The sequence below is a fragment of the Nostoc sp. genome (genome assembly GCF_035638895.1).
In the GTDB taxonomy this organism is placed as follows: domain Bacteria; phylum Cyanobacteriota; class Cyanobacteriia; order Cyanobacteriales; family Nostocaceae; genus Nostoc.
The window spans coordinates 1-23172 of the sequence record NZ_DASQZC010000375.1 but is presented as its reverse complement, the minus strand read 5'-3'; the positions used below and the strand labels follow the sequence as shown (position 1 = coordinate 23172).

The following is a 23172-nucleotide window of genomic DNA, read 5'->3' as shown; positions in this document are numbered from 1 at the left end:
TTATTTCATCACTCTAGTTGCGTTGAAAATTGCAAGTAAAGCTACTCCCACGTCAGCAAACACGGCTTCCCACATTGTCGCTACGCCTAAAATACCCAATGCAATGAATATACCTTTAATTGCAAGCGCAAAACCGATATTTTGCCAAACAATTGTGCGGGTTTTTCTGGCGATTTGTATTGCCTCTGCAACTTTTGAGGGTGCATCTGTCATAATCACAATGTCGGCAGTTTCGATCGCCGCATCTGAGCCTAACCCACCCATTGCTATACCAACATCTGCTCTAGCAATTACTGGCGCATCATTAATTCCATCCCCAACAAAGGCAACTTTACTATGCTTGCTAACGGTGCTGAGTAACTTCTCAATGGCATTGACTTTTTCTTCTGGTAATAACTCTGCTTCATAAGCATCTATACTTAGCTGTTCAGCAATGCGGGATGCGATCGCTTGATTATCTCCTGTCAACATTACTGTTCTCTCTACACCCATTCCCTTGAGTGCTTGAATAGCAAGTCTTGCATCTTCTTTTACTTCATCAGCAATGACAATATACCCAGCGTAAATATTATCCACTGCTAGATGAATAACTGTTCCTTCTAACTGGCAATTATCATGAGTAATATTCTCTTTGTGGAGTAGGCGATCGCTTCCCGCTATCACTACCCTATTTTCAACCTTGGCTTTAATTCCATAACCTGCGATCTCTTCATAATCTCTCACATCAAATTCATCAATTTTTCCACCATAAGCTTTGCGGATAGATTGAGCGATGAGATGATTTGAGTGCAATTCTACTTTGGCAGCTAATTGCAGTAATTCTTGTTCAACGTAGCCATTTGATGGTACTATTTTTGCTACTTTAAATACCCCTTTCGTTAACGTTCCAGTTTTATCAAAAACAACTGTATTCACTGCATTTAAAGCATCTAAAAAAGTAGAGCCTTTAATCAAAATACCACGTTTAGCTGCACCTCCTACGCCTCCAAAGTAACCTAAGGGAATGCTGATAACTAGTCCACAGGGACAGGAGATAACTAGTAAAATTAAGGCGCGATAAACCCATTCTGAAGAAGTTGCGCCAGCAATGAATAAAAGAGGTAATATTGCAACTGCTAGAGATGTAAAAACTACTATTGGTGTGTAATAGCGGGCAAATTTGGTAATAAATTTTTCTGTTTCTGCTTTTTTACTTTTGGCATTTTGCACCAAGTCTAAAATTTTGGCAATGGAAGAATCATCAAATAGTTTTGTTACTCTAATGCTGAGAACACCCATTTTATTAATCATCCCAGCCAAAACTGTCTCTCCCACTCTCACTGATCGCGGTATAGATTCTCCAGTTAATGCAGATGTATCAACTTGTGAATTCCCATCTATAATCTCACCATCTAAGGGAATCTTTTCCCCAGGTTTGACGACGATAATATCTCCAATATTTACTGTATTTGGGGATACTTTTTTTAATTCTCCCTTCGTTTGAATATTGGCATAATCTGGACGTACTTCTAATAATGCTTTGATGGAATTACGGGAACGGCTAACGGCAATATCTTGAAACAATTCTCCGATTTTATAAAATAACATGACTCCGACAGCTTCGGGTAACTTATGAATTGCGATCGCCCCTAGTGTCGCTACTGCCATTAAAAACGTTTCATCGAATATTCTACCTTTGAGGATATTGCGCCCAGCAGTTTTTAAAACACTCCATCCACTTAATAAATAAGCAGGGATAAACAGCAGATATTCACCTATTGAATAGAATGTATTGTGTAATTGATTTTCAAAAATTACACCAGGCGCATATAAACTTAAAATTGCTACCAAAGGCAATATTTCATCTTTCAGATTGAATTCTCCACCGTGATCGTGGTCATGGTTATGATTCTCATCATAATTATGATCATGGTTATGATTCTCGTGATGATCATGTTCACAGTTGCAACAACCTGAAGATTCTGAATGTACTTTCCGCTTCATTTTTTATGTTGAGGCTAGTAAACTACTTGATATCTGAGCCTTTTTCCAAATGTAATAAAAAAAAGAACTTTTTACAAGTTGATAATTTAAGAACGAGAATCTATATCAAACTTATTGCTAAATATTTATCCTATTTTTAGCTAAAGTTAAGCTTTTTAAGCTTGTAAAGATAGCTATACTCATTCTTAGTTGTATACAATAATTTACGACATGAATCTTGTTCGTAGTGAGCGATCTATCGCTCTGCATAGGATTTCAAAGGAAAATATCTGCTGACATCAAGCCAACACTCACCATCTTGGGATATAAAGCGAATTTAAATTTGCTGAAATACACAACTTAGGTTTTAAAGCTAGATATCAAGCCTGTTTGACTTCTATATTCTGCTGTAGCAACTAATTTGCGATCAAACTGGGTGGCTTAGGAAAATTCTTGGGTAACAAGTGTCAGGCTAGCTATTCTTAGGGAAAATTCACTTGAAGTTTGAAAGTGAATCGAATACCCTAAACTAGTAGACGATTTTCTCAAGGAAATTTATGAACAAAAAAATTCTTCTGAATTTGCTTTCCACTTCCTCAATCTTTGTGTCGATGATGTCTACGCTGGCAGTATTTAACCCTGCCCATGCTAGTATTACTCAGCGATTACTGCACACAGAAGACGGTCGTACCTGTATCACTAACCCACATGGTGGAACAGATTTTGTGTGCATTCGAGATTCAGAGAGAAAACAAACATATACCTCTACACGTTCTTCAACCATTGCCACATCAGTATCAGATGAGAATATTGCCATGTTGGACTTTACTGAGGAGGAAAGTGAAGCTGCAATTAATTTATTTAAATGTGACTGTCCATTCTGTATAAATTCTTTGCGTCAGTTGCGCGGTACTGGAAACTTAGTTTATTAAGATTGAATAGCGTTAATAGCGACTATAACTTCTGTTAGATACGCGTGATTAATCATGTATAGAATATATACGAAACCAAAAAAGCATTTTTAACTAAGTACCACTACTATATATTTGGATATTTGGTCAAATCTAAATTTATTCTTGGGGCAGTTTGTAGGGGCAATTCATGAATTACCCCTGAGCGTGTCTAGTTTTGCTTAAAAGCGTCCTGTTTATTCAACCACCTCATTCACAGGGAATCTATCAATCAACTGCATCGCCCGATGGGCATTACGCAAGAAAGAGTCTGGCAAATGGGGAACGTGGGGTATTTGTGATAATAAATCCAACGTCCGCCGTAAAATTCTCACCACGTCGCCTTCATCCAAGGTGGTGTTCTCGCAGAGTTCTGTCCACTCTGTTCCCAACGCCCATTGTTCCACTATGGCAATTAACTTGTTCTCTGGTTCGTGTTCCTTTTTCTCTGTTCCCTGTTCCAACCATATAGGCAAAGCTACGTTATACCGCCGTTGTACTTGGAACATTTGGCGGCGAATTCCCTGCAATTTTTTCAAGGCTTCTGTCACTTCATTACTAAGCTTAAAAAAGTAAACCTTGCTATCTGGACGAGGGGTTTCCATCACCAAAGCGGCGGCGGCGGCGGCTAAATGGTGCGGATCTAAGTTGTCCAATTCACCACTAGCGAATACTAAACCCAACCACAATTCATTCTCGCCTCGAATGGCGGCAGCAATTCGCCCTAATACCGTGGGCATTAGGTTATCCAAAGCGCCAAAGTGTTGCAGAATTGCGATTAAATTGAGAAATTCTTCCCAATGACGTTGTGACTGTTGCTCTACTTGCCCTTGCAACTGTTCAAGTTCGGCTTCTAGTTCGACATAGCGGGCCCGGCGCTTGAAAAGCGTGGCAGCATTGCCTGATTGATGTAGGGGATGAGCTTCTAATTGCTCTTGGACGGCAACAGTGCGACTGAGTTGTTCTGCTACTTCTGGTGCTAGATTCAAAGATTCTATCGGATTGGGAATACGGGCAGCGATCGCAAATGTTTCTTGATTACCACGGCGCGACTGTCCTGGCTTCAAGGGCATCTCTGGTGGTGGTAGTAAATCAGGTGACACCTCAATTCGCGGCAGTTCGGCATATAAATCGACTACATCCCCTGTGGTTGCAACATACCAACGGTTATCATGCCCCAAGCATACCAAGTAAGGAGCTTGACCAGAACCAGGCGATTTACCAACTAACACTGCGGTTACGGGTGTAGACACTGTGATGTTTTTACCTTTGAGACTCAACAGAGTTCCTGACACTGCAAATCCCAACATCATCCCCAATTCTTCTTGTCTATCTTCCTGCGCTTGCTCTTGCAAGGTTTTCAATATCTGGCGTTCTACTTTCAGGCGTTGCCGCAATTTCTCATAAACAGCCAGTTCATTTTCATCAACTGCGGCGATTTGCTCATGTAGTTGAGCTAATTGGTTTTGCAGTTCGGCAATCTCATCGTATTCTGGCCGTAAATGCAAGGTGGCCATGTACTGCCCAAAGCTGCGTTCTATTAGTTCCCTGGTTTGCTCTAGGGTGTGTGTTTGCAGCAAGTTGAGTACCATACCATAGCTGGGCGTAAACTGGCTTACAAGGGGGTCTGGCTTGGATGTTCCCAAATACGCGGCTTCTTTGGCTCCTTCAAACGGAGTTTGGACTGTCACCACATGACCTTGTTTATCCATGCCTCGGCGGCCTGCTCGTCCCGCCATTTGCAAGAATTCGGAAGCGTTCAACAGGCGGTGTCCAGTATCGGTACGTTTGGAAAGGGTAGAAATTACCGTTGTCCGAGCGGGCATATTAATTCCCGCCGCTAATGTTTCAGTAGCAAATACAACTTTAATCAGCCCTTGTTGAAATAGTTCTTCTACCAGTGCTTTCCAAGCAGGCAAAATTCCGGCGTGGTGGGCAGCAATTCCCCGGTACAGGGGTGCAATTTGCCCAGAACGTCCTGCTTCGGGATTGCGGGCTAAAAAGTCATCAATCTGTTGCCGCAAAATCTGGGATTCTTCATTATTTACCAGCCATAAATCACCCACTTCTGCCACGGCTTTATCACATCCCCGGCGGCTGAAGATGAAGTAAATCGCTGGTAGCATATCCCGTTGCTCTAACTGGCTCAAAGTATAAATGATTCCAGGAGCTTCAGGTCTACCACTTCTTCCCCTCTCCCTTTCTCCCCCTCTCCCCTTCTTCTTCTGAATAAGGCGGGGGTTAATTTTGGTTTTGCTATCATTCAGCAGGGGAAATAACCCTTTGGGATTGCAAAAGTGAAATTCTAAGGGAACTGGGCGAAAATCGGAGTAAATCAGGTCAGTTGGGCCGTGAACGCGATTTAGCCAATCGGTGAGTTGATCGCTGTTGGCAACCGTTGCTGAGAGGGCTGCCAGTTGGACTTCCCGGGGACAATAGATGATTGATTCTTCCCAAACAGTACCGCGCTGGCGATCATTCATGTAGTGGCACTCATCAAGTATCACCGCTTCAACGTCTACTAATGAGATGCCAACTTGCCCAATGGGTGTGCCATAGAGCATATTTCGGAAAATTTCTGTGGTCATCACCAAAATCGGTGCATCTCTGTTAATGGAAGCATCTCCAGTTAACAGTCCGACTTGATCAAACCCGAATTTTTCTCGAAAATCACGCAATTTTTGATTCGACAGCGCCTTTAGGGGAGTAGTATAAAATACACGTTTTCCTCGCGCCAGGGCACGATAAATAGCGTATTCCCCAACTAATGTTTTGCCCGAACCTGTGGGCGCACATACGACTACGGAGCGTCCGGCGTTTAGGGACGCGATCGCTTCTTTTTGAAACTGATCCAGATCAAAGGGAAATATAGACCCTAAGTCAAGTTCTGGAGACGGTGCAGGATAATTCACTCAATCACATTTGCAACCAGATTGTTTACTATACTAACGAGTCTTTTGTCAACTTCGTTAATAGTCATTAGTCATTAGTCATTAGTTTTTCACAAATGACCAATGACTAATGACTCTTTATTATTTTCCCAGTTCTTGCGATCGCTCTGTGGCAGCTTTGACTGCTTCTATTAAAGCTGAACGAAATCCTGCCTGTTCCAGTTTGGCAATCCCCGCAATGGTTGTACCACCGGGACTGGTAACGCGATCTTTAAGTTCTGCTGGGTGCATTTTGGTTTCATGTAACAGTTTCGCTGTTCCTAGTACGGTTTGCAATGCTAGTTGATTAGCAATTGCTCTAGGTAAACCTGCGGATACTCCGCCATCTGCAAGTGCTTCTACAAGTAGCGCCACGTAAGCCGGGCCGCTACCAGATAGCCCTGTGACTGCATCCATCAGCCCTTCTGAGACTTCTACGACTTCCCCCACAGCAGAAAAAACTTGCTGTGCTATTTGGTGGTGCTTGGCATTGGTGTATGCACCCGAACAAATGGCGGTAATTCCGGCTCCCACTGTTGCTGGGGTGTTGGGCATTGCTCTGATAACTGGCAATTGCACAAATGCAGCTTCTAGCTGACTCAAAGGCACACCCGCCAATATGGAAATGATTAGGGGTGAGTGTTCTTTATTAAGAATATCAATATTTGCTAATTCTTGAGCGATCGCGCTAAACACCTGCGGTTTTACTGCCAAAAAGACAACTTCTTTGACTTGGGCGAAAACCTCGCTATTATCTGTAGTCACAGCAACATCGTATTGCTGTTTTAAAAAATCTAGGCGTGAAGATAGCGGCTCGCTAACTATGACTTCTGATGATTGATAAATTCCACGCGCAATAAGGCGGGATAAGAGCGCTTCTCCCATTACCCCACCACCAATTAAGCCAAATTTTATAGTCATTGATGGTTTGTCATCTGTCATTAGTCGGTTGTCCTTTGTCATTTGTCACTATTATCAAAACCCATGACTAATCACAAAGGACAAAGGACTAACAACTAATTTAAGTTTATTGTGCCATCCGGTTAGTTTCGTTGCCCCAGGTTTGATTGGGAGTACCTGTAGGACGAGAAGGCCGTGCTGGCGGTTGTGGCACTTCATGAAGAACGCCACCTTGAGTGCTAACTTGGACACAGCTTGGCGTAAACAAGAAGATGCTCTCACCGATGCGCTCTTGATGTCCATCTAGTGCGTAAGTACCACCTGCAACAAAATCTACTGCTCGTTGAGCTTGATCTGGATCCATGATTGTCAGATTTAATACCACTGACTTGCGTTCTCGCAACGCTTGAATTGCCTGGGGCATTTCTTCAAAGGTGCGTGGTTCGAGTACTAAAACTTCCGAAATTCCGTTAATTGCTCCTGGCATACCAATCACATTCCCCATTGGCTTTGAACCTGCTGCGATATCATCTCCCATTGTAGGCACTGGTTCCCGCCAGCGTCGATTTTGAGCGGCTGGGCTTTCCTGTGGTGCTGGTGGTTGGGGATTTTCTTGCTGATACAGATTTTGGTAATTATTATCTCTATCTGGTTCTTCTTCGTAATACTCGTATTCAACTTGCTCATTTAGACCCACAAAGTCTCTGAGTTTGGAAAAGATATTGTTCATTGTCTGTGTACTCTCCTGGTGCGAATAGCCTATATTGACTTGGCTTAGGATTGATTGAGTAGGAGCAATCGCTACATCGGTGGATACTACAGCAAGTATACTGCTATTTGTAACCCATGCTACTAGTTTTGGCGATGAACTGACACTTCTTGCAAAGGTCTGTGCATCGCCTAAACATAATAATGAGTCAAGATTATATCCTAAGGTTTGTCCGAAGGAAAGGTCTTTTTACCCCATTTTTCCTTAGCGATTGCTCTTGTCAATACTATATCCTTTGTTTCTAATTGCACCAGTTTGTTACAAAATTCTTGTCATCAAATCCTGATCTCTATTAATACTTAAGACCAAGGCTGATAATCAAAGGCTAAGAGCGATCGCCAAACAATATTGTTCCTAATCGTACCATCGTTGCACCTGCTTGCACTGCCAGTTCGTAGTCGCCTGACATACCCATAGACAAGTGCTGCATTTTAATGTGTGACCAGTTCTGCTCTCTTATTTTCTTTGCTAGCTCACGATTGAGATTAAATGCATTCAAAATTTCCGGATCATTTAATCCTGAAGGTGGAATTGTCATCAAACCTTGAATTTGTAAATTTTTGTATTGATCGAGTGTGGGTAAATCAGCCAAAAGTTCTGGCACGCTCCAACCAGACTTGTTGGGATCGGGGAAAATTTTCACTTGCAGGCAAACCTGGGGACTCACTCCTAGCTGTTGTGCCAATTGATCTAAACGCTGTGCCAGCTTCAAATTATCGACGGAGTGAATCCAAGGGAATTGTTCAAGGGCTTTTTTGGCTTTATTGCTTTGCAAATGTCCAATAAAGTGCCAGGTAATATCCGGTAAGTCTTGCAACTCGGCTTGTTTGCTGGCGGCTTCTTGGATACGACTCTCTGCAAAATCCCGAATTCCTGCGGCATAGGCAGACCGAATGGCCTGGGCAGGAACTTGCTTGCTAACAGCAATCAATTTGACTGAAGTTGGCAGTGAGGAGCGAATGGAAACAATACGTTCGGAAATCGAACTATTCATTGGAAGGTGCGTTGGAAAACACTCTGAAGCTGATCGTACTCCTGAGATTGTCCACTGCGCCGCAGGGTACGTAAGCGATTTTCCAACATCATTCTAGCCTCAGTACGTCCTAGAGACTGGAATTTAACACCTTTAACGTCATTTGCAACCAAAAAAAACAAGCGCTGGGCATAAAGTGTGGTGAACAAATCCTGGTTTTCATCAACCATACAGATTTTGTAAAGTAAACCCCAAGTTGGATGGTTTATGTAAGTTTCTGCGTTTTCTGGATTCATTTAAGAGTCAAGGTGTAGTCAAGGTGGAGTATATATATCTTTTCGCAGTTAATTCCAAACATTCAGACGATAATACCAACATTCGTCAGAATATTTCCTTAAAATGCAAAACTGCGGTTGCGAAGACCTTGATCTAGTTTCTAATGGGCAGATGAAGCTAGTACCGCAAGGCGGAAGTCAAAAGTCAAAAGGTTTTAATTTTGCGCTTTCTGGTTCTAATTTAATGGTAAGTTGATTTCCGCCGACCTGTACTAGTGGTAGTGAAGCCAAATGGTACAATATGACACGCGAAGCGTAGACTTGAAGAGTAGAGGCTTGTCGAGAAATTTCGCCGTATGCTTTGGTGACTCAAATACACTAACCTGGCGGCACAAGCCATAAAACAGTCCTGACCCTCTTGTTGAAAGTTTAGTGTGTAAGGGAAAACACCCTTTGAAATTCCGAACGGCAACAGCTAACTTTTCAACTTCTTTCCATACTGCCACAACTATGGCTGAATGGCACAAAATTGGGAGTGGGGAGTGGGGAGATGAGAGAGCAGGGGGAGCAGGGCAAGAAAGAATAACTAATAATCTATTCCCTATTCCCTACTCCCTACTCCCTATTGATTATTGATTATTTAGCATTTTCAGGGCTGCCAGTTGTGCCTGGGCTTTGTGCAGAGATTCATACCATTCTTTCTCAGGATCGCTGTCTGCGACAATTCCCGCGCCAACTTGTCCCCAAACAATGTTGAGTGCTGAGTGCTGGGGGATGAGTCTTAAGTAAGGAAATAAAGAAGAATTTACTTCCCCTGCTTCCTCTGCCTCCCCTGCTTCCCCTGCCTCCCCTGCTTCCCCTACCTCCCCTACCTCCCCTACCTCCCCTGCTTCTTGAGACACAGGGGCTAGTACCAGGGTGCGGATTAAGATATTTAAATCTAAATGACCACGCCAATCTAAATAGCCGCAGGAACCGTAGAACAAGCTGCGCCGCATGGGTTCTAGTTCTTCGATAATTTCCATGCAACGGACTTTGGGACAACCTGTGATTGTGCCACCTGGAAACGTGGCGCGAATCAAATCAATGGGAGTGTATTCGCCTTTTAAAGTACCTTTAATGTTGCTGACAAGATGCATTACATGGCTATATCGCTCAATTGTCAGCAATTCGTCAACAGTAACCGTTCCCCATTCACAAACTCGCCCTAAATCATTGCGTTCCAAGTCCACCAGCATGATGTGTTCTGCACGTTCTTTGGTGTTGCTGAGTAAATCTTGTGCCAGTTGCATATCTTGTTCTGGAGTGACACCACGCGATCGCGTCCCTGCGATCGGTCTGGTTTCGGCTTGCCTATTTTGCAACATTACTAACCGTTCCGGCGAACAACTGATCACTTCTCCCCAAGGTGTTTGCCAATAACTGGCAAAAGGCGAAGGATTGATTTTTTGCAAGGCTTGGTAAATTTCCCAACCAGAAGCCGATGTAGACGCTTGAAATCGCAATGAAAGATTTGTCTGAAAGATGTCTCCAGCTTGAATATATTTTTTTGCTTGGTTTACAGCTGTTTCATAATCTGCTTGCGATGTCAAAAAGAGAGGAGGTGAAGAAGACACCGGAACGTGGGGACGGGGAAACACCGAGAATTCTTTCTCTGCATCTTTCTTTACTAACTTCTTTTGTAATTCATCAAGTCCACTTGCATCACTGGCGGCTAGCCAAAGAATTTGTTGCGCGTGATCTAAAACGGCAAAACAACCTGGTTCATACCAAAAAGCTATAGGAAATGGTAGGGGATCAATTTTATGACGTGGTAACTCTTCAATTTCCCATGCCACATCATACCCTAGCCAACCCAACCAACCGCCCGTGAAAGGGAGATGGGGAGGTGGGGAAGCAGAGGGAGCAGGGGAAGAAAATACTACCTCATCCTTCTCATACTCCTCATGTCCTGCTATCCCTTGCTGTAACAACTTTTCTAGGAAAGGAAAAACTTCTCCTACTTCTGGTGTCCACATCTGGGGGATACCATCGACTAGGCGAGGAGCGCCTGCACAGATAGAATATCGGCTGAGTTGGGGATGATCGATAGGCGTTGGGTAGGGACTTTCGAGTAGGGTAGCAATTCCCGGTGCGGAGGTGGAGTGAAAAAGAGCAGCAAAAACTTCCGAACCTGTGCGCTTTTCTAAGGGTAGCGATCGCCAATACCAAGCCTTGATCATACTGTTTATAAGCGTTGCAAAATTAGACCTGAGTTCCTATAGCTAGCCGTATTCCCCAGAATAAAATTAAAGTTGCGATCGCAAGCCAGTCACGCCCTTTAAATCGTAAGTCATGCCACTGCACTCTATGCTCATTGGGACTGGTAAAACCCCGTACCATCATTGCATTCGCCATTTGATCAGCTCGTAAGAGCAAATTTTCTAACAGTCTCTCTGCGACTGTCATCCAAACTTTAAATCCTCCTTTCAATCCTAGCTTTTTCCAATTAATTGCCCTTGTCATCACGGAGCGAAATAAGTTTTGCACTTCTTCTAAAACCAGAGGGATAAAGCGCAAGGATAAGGTTAAAGTTAAAGCAATTTCGGTGACAGGCCACTTGAAGCGTCGCAGGGGTTGCATTAGGCTTTCTATGCCAGATGTGATTTCTTCTGGTGCGGTTGTCAGCAGATACAGGTTAGTACTGTAAATTACGGTAAATATAATTGTACTCAGACGTATAGCCAAGTCAAAGGAGCGGCGAGTTACTTTAACTGGGCCTTTATGAAATAGTACATAGCTGTATTTGCTATTACTTGCTGGCTCTTGAACAAGATTATTAGAGTTTGCTGGCTGGGTTAATATTTGTTCATTAGCTGGCAGGCGTGGCTGATAATCTACACCCATTGCATTAGGGCTGATGGCTCCAATCGCTAAGACAAAAAACGATAGCATTAATAGCCAACCCATTTGCTGCTGCCATACTCGGCGGGGAATTCTGGCAATTAAGGTGGCAAGAATCAATATTACTACCAGCAGTACCCGCCAATAGTTGTTAGCTAAAACATAGCTTGTTAAAAAGCTCATCAACCAGGCGAACTTGACTCGCGGATCGATTTTATGCAGCCAAGTTTGGGGTTGTTCTAAATAAAGTCCAAGTGGCAGCGATCGCAATAAATCCATTTGAAAGTTAGGAGTTAGGAGTTTTGACTTCTGGGTTAACCTATTATGTTGACATAGGCTTAAAAATAGCAATTTTGGCTTTAACTCATAACTCCTATAAAGACGAGATTCATCGCATCTCTTTTGTACAGACGCGATTCATCGCGTCTTTCTTATCTCCTAACTTATTTTGACGCGAGTTGCTCTATTAACATTACCACTTTCGGCATCACGGACTTTTTTGCTCCGCCACAGTAAAATAATTGGTGTGCCTTTAAATCCTAGCTGTTGCCGGAATTGGCGTTCAATGTAGCGGCGGTAGTTGTCGTTGAAGCGTTTGGAATCATTGACAAATAGCGCGATCGTTGGTGGTTGGCTACTTACTTGTGTACCATAATAAATCTTGCCTTGACGCCCACCACGAGATGCTGGCGGTGAATGCCAGCTAACGGCATCTGTTAAGACTTCGTTAATAACTGATGTACTGACACGGCGTTTGTGTGATTCAGCCGCAGTTTTCACCAATTCGAGAATCTTTTCTACCCGTTGTCCTGACAAGGCACTCACAAAAATGGTTTCTGCCCATTCGGTAAAATGTAACCGTGATTGCAGAGTTTTTTCGTAGTCGTAGATTGTGTAAGAGTCTTTTTCGACAGCATCCCACTTATTAACGACGATGATGCAAGCTCGACCTTCTTCAATAATTCGCCCAGCTAATTTTTGGTCTTGCTCAGTGACTCCATCAACGGCATCTATTACTAATAAAACCACGTCAGCGCGGCGAATCGCTTTGAAAGCACGGTTAATACTAAAGAATTCTGTGCCGTATTCTATGTGTTTCTTTTTGCGAATGCCTGCGGTATCAATCAAACGGTAGGTTTGTCCTTCTCGTTCAATAACGGTATCAATAGCATCGCGGGTTGTGCCAGAAATTGGGCTGACAATTGCCCTTTCTTCCCCGACAAAAGAATTTAGTAAGCTCGATTTGCCCACATTCGGGCGTCCCACAATTGCTACTTTAATTTCATTCGTGTCTGGGATGTCTTCAATAGCAGGTATGTGGTTAACTAACTCGTCGAGTAATTCTCCTGTGCCACTTCCATGAATCGCGGATATGGGATAAGGTTCGCCTAATCCCAATTCCCAAAATTCGGCAGCTTGCATTAAGCCTTGTTCTGGGGATTCACATTTATTTACAGCTAGTAGCACAGGTACAGTTTGTTGGCGCATCCATTCGGCAATTTCTAAATCTGCCGATGTGGGGCCTGTTTGACCATCTACAACAAAAATAGCGCCACATGCTTCTGCAAGGGCTGTCATTGCCTGTTGGCGAATCAGTGGTAAAAATTCGGTATCATCATTAAAAACTAAACCACCAGTGTCTACCACCAAAAATTCACGACCATTCCAGAAAGCTGGTAGATAAGTGCGATCGCGTGTCACTCCCGGTTCATCATGGACAATCGCCGTTTGTTCCCCGGCGAGTCGATTAACCAGGGTGGATTTGCCCACATTTGGGCGTCCGATAATTGCAACAATTGGCAGTGCCATAAAACCAGGGTAAGTGAGAGACGTAGTATATCACGTACTTACATTTTACTCTCTTTAAACTGGAAGTTTTAATAACTTTCTAATCATCTGAAGCGATGTCAAAGAAACCTCTCTCTGGTTTTACGTAGTAAAACCGTCCCTCTCCGATTCGGAGAGGGAAAAACTTGAACTTTAGTTCAAGACAAGGAGAGGTTTATCGAATTCACGTTAATTTAAAAAATAAAAAAGGTAGGATTTCCTACCTTTTACCCAAAAAAAGCATTTTGTAACCAAATACCAAATTAAATATCACATAGGCTTTTGACGAATCTATTGCAAAACTATGACAAGGGTATGACGTTTAATCTGTAATTGACTTCGCTAGTGCTGCTAGTTGCAACCCAGGCGAATAACTTCCTTCTTCCTTGATCCGTTTAATTTCAGCATCTGCTACCCGCAAATTTAACTTTTGTCCCAACGCCCGTACAATATCTCCCCGGTCAATTACACCAGCGACAGCACCAGCCGGAGAAAGTACGGTAATTCGAGGTAACTGCTCATTTTCTAGCTTGTTAATTACCTCAGCTATCGTTGTTGCTTCAGCAACAGTGGGTATTTCTGTCAAGGGATGCACAATGCTATGTAAGGTTAGGGTTTCCCATTCACTTCTTTGGGTTAAACGAAAATCGTCAATGGAAACTAGACCTCGGTAACGTCCATCAGAAGCAGCAAAATAAACCTGTGAGGGATTGGTTTCTAACAGGTATGAATCGGCAAACGATCGCAATGTCTGGTCAGCATCGATAACCCGAAACTCACGAGTCATCGCATCAGCCGCCACAACTTTGAGTAGGCTTTCTTGCAATGTAGTTACGTTGTCATAACTGCTGGCGTTGCGGACAGCAAACCAACCTAACAGCGCAATCCACAAACCAAGTACTAATTCTCTGGTTACGAAATCTACAACAAACCCTAATGCGATCGCACTATAACCCAAAATTTGCCCAGCCTTTGCAGCCCAGTGTACGGCTTGAAAACGATTACCTGTGATTTGCCATAGTGCTGCTTTTAACACTTGTCCTCCATCTAGAGGTAAGCCGGGAATCAGGTTAAATAGAGCTACCACCAAGTTAATTCTCGCCAAATCTCCGACCATAACACTGAGGGGACTAGTATCGTGTATCACAATAGCTCCCACCCGGAGCAGGAAAAATAGTCCGATACTCACCAAAGGGCCAGCGATCGCTACTTGAAAGGCTTTGAAAGGAGTTTTAGATTCTTCTTCAATAGCAGCAATCCCGCCAAACAGAAATAAGGTAATTGAATTAACTTTAATGCCTTGCGATCGGGCTACTAAGCTGTGACCCAACTCATGTAGCAACACCGAACCAAATAGCAATAGTGCCATAACTATTCCAGCACTCCAAGCTATAACAGTCCCCCATTCCTGATAAGCTACCCCAAAGTTAAGAGTTGCCAACCCTAAAATCACAAACCATAACGGGTCTAAAAACAGGGGAATTCCAAATAAAGACCCAATTTTCCAATTTGTTTGCATTACATTGTCCTAAAACTAGATATCGCCAGTAGTTCCTATACTGCAATATTTGCGTATATACTTATACATATATTTCTGAGCATCAATTCGATACTGCCGAGTTACGAAATGCTCTTATTTCTAGAATAGACAATTAATGCCTGTGAGCAAAGCTCTGAAGTGGGGCATTGGGCATTGAAAAGAGGCAGAGGGGAAAATTTTCTCTTGTCCCCTGCCTCTCCTCTTGAATGTGTTAAACAGAAAAAATAAAATTTTAGATAATACCGAGATTACTTAATCCTAAGACAGTACCAGTGCCGATCAGGTGTCCAGCGCTCATGGCGGCGAGGAATGTAGCGGCACTGGGATTATTGAAAACCGACGGAAAAGGCAAAGGCATCTTAGGGCCAACGTGAGGATAACGAATTGTCCGAGGAATAATCAAAAGACATAACAGACAAATACCAGTAATAATTGCCGCTTCAGTCAAGTTCCATGTGGTACCAGTTTTGGGTAAAGTTGCCTGGGCTGCTAATAACATTGATGACATCATGGTTCTTTCTCCTGCATAAATTAACTTACATAAGCCTTAGAGAGGGGATTAATCCCGTTTCTACTATATAAATCCTCCGTTGATGAAGTAGTTGGAATCGTCCCTCAAGGGGAAGGTTAATACCTCCGCCCTTAGTTAGAGTGACTACACGGAGACTGACTGGCTAATGCTCATGAGTTATTTTGCTGGAGAAAGAACCAAAATCGTTTTTAGGAGTTTTGTATTGATCGCGGCGTTGCTTATAACGCCGCGATCATCGCAAAACTACAGACGACCGATGTTAGTCAGTCCTAAAACGATGCCAACGCCGATAATATGACCAAAAGCCATTGCTGCAACGAATGTTGGAATACTAATCGGCAGGATGGGGAACTTGGGGCCAACTAAGGGTTTTTCAATCCTAGTACTTAGCAAAACAATTACCAAGCAACTGATACTGATGATGATGCCTACTGTAGGATTCCACGCAGGTGTTGTGGGAACAGTTGGCTGGGCTGCTAGTAAAATAGATGAAATCAAGCTTTTGTCTCCTAAAATGTAGACCTACAAAATTATAAAATTACCAAGGCACAAAAGTTTTTCGGATAGTTTAGACTTTCTTGATGATTATTGTAAATTTACTAAATATTCATGCGCGTTAAAATTTGCGGCATCACTCAACCACAGCAGTCTATAGCGATCGCCTCTCTGGGCGCAACGGCACTAGGATTTATTTGTGTGCCAAACTCAGCTCGCTACGTGACTACATCCCAAATTCGGGCAGCAGTAGCAGAACTCCCGGCTAATATTGACACAATTGGTGTTTTTGCCAACGCTAGTATCCCCGAAATCAGTCAGATAGTTATTGATTCTGGGTTGACTGGTGTTCAGTTACACGGGGATGAATTACCAGATTTTTGCTACCAATTACGTCAAGCTTTACCCAATGTTGAAATTATTAAAGCACTCAGAGTTCGTAGTCTTGAGCATCTTGACACAGTGGCTAATTACACCAACTACGTAGATACTTTACTACTTGATGCTTACCATCCCGAACAACTTGGTGGTACAGGCAAAACCTTAGATTGGGCAATGCTAGAGCAATTTAACCCCAATTGCCCTTGGTTTTTAGCTGGGGGACTAACAGCAGATAATATTGTGGAAGCCCTAAGTCAGGTTAATCCCAGTGGAGTTGATTTATCTAGTGGTGTAGAACGCGCACCTGGAGACAAAGATTTAGATAAAGTAGCCAAGTTGTTTGGGAAATTGGGGAGTAGGGAGTAGGGAGTAGGGAGTCGGGAGTGGGGGATGAGGGAGCAGGGGGACAAGGGGACAAGGGGAGAAGGGGAGAAGGGGAGAAGGGGAGAAGGGGACAAGGGGAAGCAGGGGAAGAATAAAAATTAATTATCTATTTCCCCTCTGCTCAATGCCCCACTCCCCACTCCCCATTCCTTAAAAGAATGCTGGTTGATGGCGAATTAAGCTAAAAAATTCTTCGCGGGTTTTGTGTTCCTCTTGGAAGGCACCAACCATTGCGCTAGTGACAGTCCAAGAGCCTGGTTTTTGAACACCCCGCATCACCATACACATGTGGCTAGCTTCCATCACAACGGCTACCCCTTGAGGTTCCAGAATGGTCTGGATTGCTTCGGCAATTTGGCGGGTTAGTCTCTCTTGTACTTGCAAGCGACGGGAATACATCTCAACAATGCGGGCCAGCTTACTCAGTCCCACAACTTTTTGGTTGGGGATATAAGCAACATGTGCTCTACCCATAAATGGCAGCATGTGGTGTTCGCACAGACTAAAAAAACTAATATCTCTAACTAGTACCATCTCGTTATGCCCTTCATCAAATATGGCATCGTTAACGAGTTCTTCAAGGGATTGGGTGTAGCCACTGGTAAGAAATCGCATTGCCTCGGCCACTCGCTTGGGTGTTTTGAGGAGTCCTTCGCGTTCGGGATCTTCGCCAACTCCCAATATTAGTGTCCGCACGGCGTCCTTCATTTCCTCCAGATGTTCCTCTTTTGGCGGGGACACATCCGCTTGTCGCCCGTTGTGGGTGTTGCGATCGGGTCTAGGAGTTATGGCTTCTGACAAATCGGGAATCAGAGGCGATTGAGAGGAATTAGAACCGTTGGAACTAGCAATAGTCATGATTAAGTCTTGGTTATGGTTTAGTCATTAGTTATTAGTCATTAGTCATTTGCAAAAGACTAATTAAAGTGCGCCTGCACTGGGCATCAGGGTCAATTCATCAATAACTGCCTGTTGTGGTAACAGAACTGTGTAGAGAATTGACTCAGCCACAATTTCCGGGGTTAACATTTTGGAACGGTCTAAGCTGACACGAACTGTTTCTGTGTCCCAAAGTTCGGTATTGACTGCGCCGGGACAGATAGATGTGACACGAATGCCGTGGATGCGTTCTTCTTGTGCCAGGGTTTGAGAGAGGGCTATCAAACCAGCTTTGCTGATGCTGTATGCTCCCCAACCGGGAAAGGGGTGCTTGGCGGCAATTGAGGCGACGTTGATAATTGTGCCTGTGCCCCGATCGCGCATTGAAGGCAAAATTCCCACAATGCACTGAAACACGCTGGTAAGATTTAAGTCAATTACCTGTTGCCAGTCCTCTAGGGGGGTTTCGCTCAAAGTAGCTGTGTAGGCAAGGCCTGCATTGTTTATCAGAATGTCTATATCGCCAAAGTCAAGAGCGATCGCTTGGATCTTTTCTTTTACTTCGGAGAGTCTCGCTAAATCTACAGGGTAAGCTTTCGCTTCGACCCCAGTATGCTGTACAGCTTCTCTTACCGCCTCCAACTTATCCGAAGAACGGCTGACTAAGGCGACATCTATTCCAGCTTTTGCAAAAGCTAAAGCCGTTGCTTTCCCAATTCCACTACTTGCCCCAGTAATCAGGGCGCGTCGTTTTTGCTCAACACTCATTCATGGTGTCTCCCAGTTTTTTGGCAGTTCCCATCTATTACCACCCAATTATTCACACTTCTCGGTTTAGATAGATTAGAGGAATCTAAAAATCTGATGATTTCCATTAAACAACTGCTATAATGCAGTGCAATAGTGGGTATATTGTGGGTTTTACCAGTGAAGACAACAAATAGTCGCCTGGAAAACCACGCCGTATACTCAAATTAGATTACTTAATAATACAAAAGCTACTCAATCAAATTGAGTAGATTTACTTAACATGCAAATGCCTATGGCTAGATTGTTAAAAATCTTTAAGCACATAGGCAATTATAGCATTTCTGCTCTGCTGATCAATTATTATGCAGGGTTGTTAGTGGGCAACTTCTGTAAAAACGCCAATTTTGCGGAATTTTTCATAGCGCAGTTGACGGCGTTCTGGAGCAGTTAAACGATTGAGTTCGTCCAAATTTTCCAACAGCACTTGCTTGAGAATGGTAGCGGCTTTTAAAGGATCGGAATGAGCGCCGCCAGTGGGTTCAGGCAGTATTTGGTCGATAATTCCTAACTTTTTCAGGTCGTGGGAAATAATTTTTAGAGCAACAGCTGCTTGGGGAGCCTTAGCAGCATCTTTCCAGAGAATGGCGGCGCAGGCTTCGGGAGTGGCGACTGTATAAACTGAGTGTTCAAACATGAGTAGGCGATCGCCTACACCAATTCCGAGTGCGCCACCGGAACCACCTTCACCAATAACTGTGCAGATAATTGGTACATCTAAACAGAACATTTCTCGCAAGTTGTAGGCGATCGCTTCTCCTTGACCTTGGTGTTCTGCTTCTACTCCAGACCAAGCTCCTGGTGTGTCGATAAAAGTTAGTATTGGCATACTAAACTTGTTGGCGTGTTCCATTAACCGCATTGCTTTGCGGTAGCCGCCAGGGTAAGGCATTCCAAAGTTACGGGCAATATTGTCTTTGGTATCACGACCTTTTTGATGACCCAACATCACCACAGGTTGCCCACTCAGACGACCGATACCACCAACTAAAGCCGGATCGTCACCACCACAGCGATCGCCATGCAATTCCATCCATTCATCACTAATAGCCTGAATGTAATCGAGAGTACTGGGGCGACGCGGATGACGAGCGACTTGCAATCGCTGAGACGGGGATAGACTACTGAAAATTTCCTCACGCAGTTGCATGGCCCGTGCTTCTAGTTGACGAATTTGACCAGAAACATCGACACCATTTTCCTCTGCAAGTTGCCGAATTTGATCGATTCGGGTTGCTAGTTCTGCTAGGGGCTTTTCAAAATCTAACAGTAGCGGTTTACGCTCGGTAGTTGCCATCGTAGGGGTTATCAATTACGAGTTATAAGTTATCTATCCTTTGTCTTTTATCTTTTGTCCTTTGTCCTTTGTCCTTTGTCCTTTGTAAATAACAAATGACTAATGACAAAGGACTAATGACTAAACCAGCAGTGGTCTAAATCCATGTTTTACTGATACCCGACCAATCTGCTCCATTTTATCTACGGTAATCTGATTCCGTCCCCACGAAAAGTTCGTGTATAACTTCTCAAATTCCAGCAGCATTGATTCGGCAAAACAAGCAAACAACTGGCGGGCTGGCACGTCCATATTGACGATTTTCATAATTTTCCAGTCAATATCCAGGGAATGCTCTACAATTCCACCATTTAACACATGTACACCAGGATACTGAATTTTCGTCGCTAAGTTTTTAGGATAACCACCATCAATCAACAAACAGGGTTGTTTCAAACTGGTAGGGTCAATTTCCACGCCTCTGGGCATACTAGCAACCCAAACTACAACATCAGCTAGGGGCAGTGCTTCTGTTAAACCCATGATTTTTCCCCGCCCTAGTTCGCCTTGCAACTCTTTGAGACGTTCTTGATCACGGGCTATCAGCAGAAGTTCTTGAACATCTGTTTTCGCATCTAGCCAGCGTGTAACTGCACTACCAATATCCCCAGTTGCTCCACATATAGCAACAGTTGCTTTTGATAAATCAATTCCCAGTTGTTTGGAGGCTTCTTCCACCTGCTTACAAATAATGTAGGCAGTATGAGTGTTTCCTGTGGTGAACCGTTCAAACTCTAGTTTAATGTTGCGGACTTGGCTAAACTGCTCTAACTTAAAGTTTTCAAAAATAATTGAGGAAAATCCGCCTAAAGCTGTGATATTAATGCCGTGCTTCTGTGCATGGGCCATGGCGTTAAGGATTTTACGCGTTGCGGCTTTGATGCGGCGACTAGCTAGCATCTCTGGCAAAAAGCAAGATTCTACATACCGTCCTTCAATTTGTTGCCCAGTTATACTGGTGACAATAATGCTATCAACAATTTGCGGTGGGGCGCTACACCAGAAGTCTAGCCCTTGATCGGCGTATTCTGGGTATCCCAATTCTTGGGCTACCGATTGAGCGTGTTCCAAACTAGTCAGATGTCCAATTAGACCAAACATGTAGTGATTATTAGGCTTATGCTGTCTCGAAAGGGTGGAATTTAGTACAGTTGGGAGTTAGAGACGCGATTAATCGCGTCTGTACAGGAGTTAGGAGTACGATTTATAATTTCTCACTGATCATTCCTCACCGGAGGCAAAGCGTCTCCGGCTTTGCTCCTAACTTTTTATTAAGCAGCTATGAGTCCGTAGGCTGACAAGCGCATAATATCGCGTGTCGTAAAACCGATGTTACTTAATGCTTCACCGTACTGAATCATAAAGTCTTCTACTAAAGCATCTTTTTCCATTGCCATTGTGTGGGCATCACCCTCTACTTGGTTGAGCATTTTCCAGACGATGGGTAGGTTTTGGCGATTTGCAAGTTCAAGTTCAGCTTTGGATTCTGTAAAGTGTTCTTTCAACCAAACTTCCCCAAAGTTGAGGTGGCTATATTCTTCTTTTACTACTCCCTCAGTGATTTTGCGGGCGAAATCATCGGCAACGGGGATGTAAATGTTATATGCTGCGATCGCAAAACATTCAATAATCAAAGACTGAATCAACAAGCAAGTAACTACCTTTCCTTCTGCGGCCGCTGTTTGGAAATTTTGGTGTAGTCCAGAGAAAAATTCCTTGGCAAATTGCAAATCTGGGGTTACTTGTAAATTGCGCCCACAAGCTTCAAATCCTTTCTTGTGACGACTTTCCATCTTGGATAGGCGAATCAATTCATCATGAGATTCTGGCAGCAGTTGGGCTAGTGTGATGTAATTCTCATGGGCTTCTTGTTCCCCTTCAATCACGATCGCATTAATCCGGCTATAAGCATCTTTGTATGTTTCGCTCTTGAAATCTAATTCTTTAGAATGGTCTGTAAGCTGCTGCATGGTATCTTTACTCCTGTAAACCTGATTATTCACCAGGATTCAATTTACCCCATGAACTGAGGGTAATAATCACTAGTGGTTTAATTTAACTTAACAAGTAGACTATGTTTATAGATTAATGGTTGCTGAGGGCAATGCTCTAGTACTAGCGAAATAAATGCTTTACGGCTCAAGTTATGTCTAAACCAAATCCGAATGTGAAATCTGGTGATTTTTTGAGCCTAGTAGTGTTACTGCTAGGGGCATTTATCGTTCTACTACCTCTGTTTGTGGTCTTTCTCACCTCCTTTGCACCGACGACCACCAGCCCGGAAAATGTGTCCAAAAATAGCTGGTCTTTAGCTAATTACCGGGTTGCATGGCAACAGGGAAAATTTTTACTGGCGTTTGCTAATTCTACCCTGGTAGCGATCGCTGTGACGGCGTTTCAGATTGTCACTTCCGCTTTAGCGGGTTACGCCCTAGCACGGCTGAAGTTTCGGGGACGCCAAGCACTGCTTTTGGTAGTTTTAGCAACCTTGGTGATTCCTTTTCAGTTATTGGTGATTCCCATCTTTTTGGTTTTGAAGTGGGGACACCTGATAAATACATACTGGGCGCTGATTTTACCTACTGCGGTCAACGGGTTTGGAATTTTCTTGTTACGTCAGTATTTCCAGACAATTCCGGTGGAGTTAGAGGAAGCCGCAGCCATAGATGGGGCGAACCGACTGCAAATTTTGTGGCGGGTGATGTTACCTTTAGCCCGTCCGGCGTTGGTGACACTGTTTTTGTTCACCTTCATCGGTGAATGGAATGATTTGTTTAAGCCTTTGGTGTTTACGACACGACCAGAATTAAGGACGGTGCAACTGGCGTTGGCTGAGTTTCAAGAGCAATTTACGAATAATTGGCCGTTGATGATGGCGGCGGTGACAATAGCGACTGTTCCAGTGATGGTATTATTTCTCATCGGTCAGCGTCAGTTTATTCAAGGTATTGCTGCGACGGGAATTAAGAATTAGTATTGCTAATTTTGCAATGGCTTTTATACAAGCGATCGCTATTTTGTATGGATAAATTAAATGAATATCGGACAAAAGTTAGGCAACTGTTAACTAAATATCTCCAGTTCAAGCCTAGTTACGGAGATGTGGAAGTCGAACAAATTTTTGATCTAGAACATGACCATTATCAAATTATTAGCGTTGGATGGAACAATCAAAAGCGGATTTATGGGCCAATAATGCATATAGATATCAAAAATAATAAAATTTGGATTCAACAAAATACAACGGAGGCAGATATAGCTTTAGAACTGATGGAAATGGGTATAGATAAACAAGATATTGTGATTGGTTTCCATACTCCAAAAATGCGCCAATTATCAGGGTTCGCTG

At 43.4% G+C, this 23172-nt stretch carries 21 protein-coding genes; 4 read left to right on the top strand and 17 right to left on the bottom strand.

Translation table 11 applies throughout. The features are described 5' to 3' along the window. Positions 1-1983, bottom strand: a complete 1983-nt coding sequence (locus tag VE944_RS18500; protein WP_324979949.1) for a heavy metal translocating P-type ATPase — start codon at positions 1981-1983, stop codon at positions 1-3. Between the two features lie 536 nt (positions 1984-2519). Between VE944_RS18500 and VE944_RS18495 the strand changes: the two genes are divergently transcribed. Continuing rightward, complete coding sequence (locus tag VE944_RS18495; RefSeq protein ID WP_324979946.1) at positions 2520-2894, top strand: hypothetical protein; 375 nt, start codon at positions 2520-2522, stop codon at positions 2892-2894. 215 nt (positions 2895-3109) lie between these two features. Here the strand turns inward: VE944_RS18495 and VE944_RS18490 are convergent, their stop codons facing one another. From VE944_RS18490 to psaK (VE944_RS18440), 11 genes are all read right to left on the bottom strand, one after another. Continuing rightward, a complete protein-coding gene (locus VE944_RS18490; RefSeq protein ID WP_324979943.1) occupies positions 3110-5824 on the bottom strand; it encodes a DEAD/DEAH box helicase in 2715 nt (904 codons plus the stop codon). Positions 5825-5944: 120 nt separating this feature from the next. After that, on the bottom strand, positions 5945-6763 hold the full coding sequence (gene proC, locus VE944_RS18485) for a pyrroline-5-carboxylate reductase (protein WP_324979975.1): 819 nt from the start codon (positions 6761-6763) through the stop codon (positions 5945-5947). Positions 6764-6869: 106 nt separating this feature from the next. Then, positions 6870-7472, bottom strand: coding sequence for a cell division protein SepF (locus VE944_RS18480; protein WP_324979940.1), 603 nt, complete (start codon positions 7470-7472; stop codon positions 6870-6872). 364 nt (positions 7473-7836) lie between these two features. Next, a complete protein-coding gene (locus tag VE944_RS18475) occupies positions 7837-8505 on the bottom strand; it encodes a YggS family pyridoxal phosphate-dependent enzyme (RefSeq protein ID WP_324979937.1) in 669 nt (222 codons plus the stop codon). Next, positions 8502-8780, bottom strand: a complete 279-nt coding sequence (pipX, locus tag VE944_RS18470; protein WP_109010971.1) for a transcriptional coactivator PipX — start codon at positions 8778-8780, stop codon at positions 8502-8504. The genes VE944_RS18475 and pipX overlap by 4 nt, the downstream gene beginning before the upstream one ends. A gap of 608 nt (positions 8781-9388) precedes the next feature. Continuing rightward, entirely contained in the window at positions 9389-10981 is a 1593-nt protein-coding gene (locus tag VE944_RS18465; protein WP_324979932.1) for an anthranilate synthase component I, read from the bottom strand. 22 nt (positions 10982-11003) lie between these two features. Then, positions 11004-11921, bottom strand: a complete 918-nt coding sequence (locus VE944_RS18460; RefSeq protein WP_324979929.1) for an energy-coupling factor transporter transmembrane component T family protein — start codon at positions 11919-11921, stop codon at positions 11004-11006. A gap of 159 nt (positions 11922-12080) precedes the next feature. Beyond that, positions 12081-13451 (bottom strand): ribosome biogenesis GTPase Der, encoded by a 1371-nt coding sequence (gene der, locus VE944_RS18455; protein ID WP_229469472.1) that lies wholly within the window; start codon positions 13449-13451, stop codon positions 12081-12083. 340 nt (positions 13452-13791) lie between these two features. After that, on the bottom strand, positions 13792-14988 hold the full coding sequence (locus tag VE944_RS18450) for a site-2 protease family protein (RefSeq protein ID WP_324979924.1): 1197 nt from the start codon (positions 14986-14988) through the stop codon (positions 13792-13794). Positions 14989-15241: 253 nt separating this feature from the next. After that, positions 15242-15520 (bottom strand): photosystem I reaction center subunit PsaK, encoded by a 279-nt coding sequence (psaK, locus tag VE944_RS18445; RefSeq protein ID WP_324979921.1) that lies wholly within the window; start codon positions 15518-15520, stop codon positions 15242-15244. Between the two features lie 264 nt (positions 15521-15784). After that, complete coding sequence (gene psaK, locus VE944_RS18440; protein ID WP_324979917.1) at positions 15785-16039, bottom strand: photosystem I reaction center subunit PsaK; 255 nt, start codon at positions 16037-16039, stop codon at positions 15785-15787. A gap of 111 nt (positions 16040-16150) precedes the next feature. Here psaK (VE944_RS18440) and VE944_RS18435 point away from each other — a divergent pair, with 111 nt between their 5' ends. Further along, the gene (locus tag VE944_RS18435) at positions 16151-16783 is read left to right on the top strand and encodes a phosphoribosylanthranilate isomerase (RefSeq protein ID WP_324979914.1); all 633 of its coding nucleotides are present in this window, start codon (positions 16151-16153) and stop codon (positions 16781-16783) included. Between the two features lie 168 nt (positions 16784-16951). Here VE944_RS18435 and folE read toward each other — a convergent pair whose 3' ends face one another. From folE to VE944_RS18410, 5 genes are all read right to left on the bottom strand, one after another. Then, the gene (gene folE / locus VE944_RS18430) at positions 16952-17659 is read right to left on the bottom strand and encodes a GTP cyclohydrolase I FolE (protein WP_324979911.1); all 708 of its coding nucleotides are present in this window, start codon (positions 17657-17659) and stop codon (positions 16952-16954) included. A gap of 63 nt (positions 17660-17722) precedes the next feature. Continuing rightward, positions 17723-18448 carry an SDR family oxidoreductase gene (locus VE944_RS18425; RefSeq protein WP_324979908.1) on the bottom strand — a complete coding sequence of 242 codons (726 nt, stop codon included), beginning with the start codon at positions 18446-18448 and terminating at the stop codon, positions 17723-17725. 355 nt (positions 18449-18803) lie between these two features. Beyond that, a complete protein-coding gene (locus tag VE944_RS18420; protein ID WP_324979904.1) occupies positions 18804-19784 on the bottom strand; it encodes an acetyl-CoA carboxylase carboxyltransferase subunit alpha in 981 nt (326 codons plus the stop codon). A gap of 120 nt (positions 19785-19904) precedes the next feature. Then, positions 19905-20924 carry a long-chain acyl-[acyl-carrier-protein] reductase gene (locus VE944_RS18415; protein WP_324979897.1) on the bottom strand — a complete coding sequence of 340 codons (1020 nt, stop codon included), beginning with the start codon at positions 20922-20924 and terminating at the stop codon, positions 19905-19907. Positions 20925-21094: 170 nt separating this feature from the next. Beyond that, positions 21095-21793, bottom strand: coding sequence for an aldehyde oxygenase (deformylating) (locus tag VE944_RS18410; protein WP_324979894.1), 699 nt, complete (start codon positions 21791-21793; stop codon positions 21095-21097). A gap of 176 nt (positions 21794-21969) precedes the next feature. On the opposite strand from VE944_RS18410, the gene VE944_RS18405 reads away from it, so the two are divergent. Continuing rightward, the gene (locus VE944_RS18405) at positions 21970-22797 is read left to right on the top strand and encodes a carbohydrate ABC transporter permease (protein ID WP_324979891.1); all 828 of its coding nucleotides are present in this window, start codon (positions 21970-21972) and stop codon (positions 22795-22797) included. Positions 22798-22844: 47 nt separating this feature from the next. Further along, the coding region (locus tag VE944_RS18400) for a XisI protein (protein WP_324979971.1) at positions 22845-23172 on the top strand (328 nt) is incomplete at its 3' end.

What these genes read in the sequence shown, in the direction of transcription:
- der (WP_229469472.1), bottom strand. Translation starts at nt 13,451, where the DNA reads ATGGCACTGCCAATTGTTGCAATTATCGGACGCCCAAATGTGGGCAAA.
- VE944_RS18450 (WP_324979924.1), bottom strand. Translation starts at nt 14,988, where the DNA reads ATGCAAACAAATTGGAAAATTGGGTCTTTATTTGGAATTCCCCTGTTT.
- VE944_RS18480 (WP_324979940.1), bottom strand. Translation starts at nt 7,472, where the DNA reads ATGAACAATATCTTTTCCAAACTCAGAGACTTTGTGGGTCTAAATGAG.
- VE944_RS18435 (WP_324979914.1), top strand. Translation starts at nt 16,151, where the DNA reads ATGCGCGTTAAAATTTGCGGCATCACTCAACCACAGCAGTCTATAGCG.
- VE944_RS18425 (WP_324979908.1), bottom strand. Translation starts at nt 18,448, where the DNA reads ATGAGTGTTGAGCAAAAACGACGCGCCCTGATTACTGGGGCAAGTAGT.
- VE944_RS18420 (WP_324979904.1), bottom strand. Translation starts at nt 19,784, where the DNA reads ATGGCAACTACCGAGCGTAAACCGCTACTGTTAGATTTTGAAAAGCCC.
- VE944_RS18460 (WP_324979929.1), bottom strand. Translation starts at nt 11,921, where the DNA reads ATGGATTTATTGCGATCGCTGCCACTTGGACTTTATTTAGAACAACCC.
- pipX (WP_109010971.1), bottom strand. Translation starts at nt 8,780, where the DNA reads ATGAATCCAGAAAACGCAGAAACTTACATAAACCATCCAACTTGGGGT.
- VE944_RS18475 (WP_324979937.1), bottom strand. Translation starts at nt 8,505, where the DNA reads ATGAATAGTTCGATTTCCGAACGTATTGTTTCCATTCGCTCCTCACTG.
- VE944_RS18465 (WP_324979932.1), bottom strand. Translation starts at nt 10,981, where the DNA reads ATGATCAAGGCTTGGTATTGGCGATCGCTACCCTTAGAAAAGCGCACA.
- VE944_RS18500 (WP_324979949.1), bottom strand. Translation starts at nt 1,983, where the DNA reads ATGAAGCGGAAAGTACATTCAGAATCTTCAGGTTGTTGCAACTGTGAA.
- proC (WP_324979975.1), bottom strand. Translation starts at nt 6,763, where the DNA reads ATGACTATAAAATTTGGCTTAATTGGTGGTGGGGTAATGGGAGAAGCG.
- psaK (WP_324979921.1), bottom strand. Translation starts at nt 15,520, where the DNA reads ATGATGTCATCAATGTTATTAGCAGCCCAGGCAACTTTACCCAAAACT.
- folE (WP_324979911.1), bottom strand. Translation starts at nt 17,659, where the DNA reads ATGACTATTGCTAGTTCCAACGGTTCTAATTCCTCTCAATCGCCTCTG.
- VE944_RS18415 (WP_324979897.1), bottom strand. Translation starts at nt 20,924, where the DNA reads ATGTTTGGTCTAATTGGACATCTGACTAGTTTGGAACACGCTCAATCG.
- VE944_RS18495 (WP_324979946.1), top strand. Translation starts at nt 2,520, where the DNA reads ATGAACAAAAAAATTCTTCTGAATTTGCTTTCCACTTCCTCAATCTTT.
- VE944_RS18410 (WP_324979894.1), bottom strand. Translation starts at nt 21,793, where the DNA reads ATGCAGCAGCTTACAGACCATTCTAAAGAATTAGATTTCAAGAGCGAA.
- VE944_RS18405 (WP_324979891.1), top strand. Translation starts at nt 21,970, where the DNA reads ATGTCTAAACCAAATCCGAATGTGAAATCTGGTGATTTTTTGAGCCTA.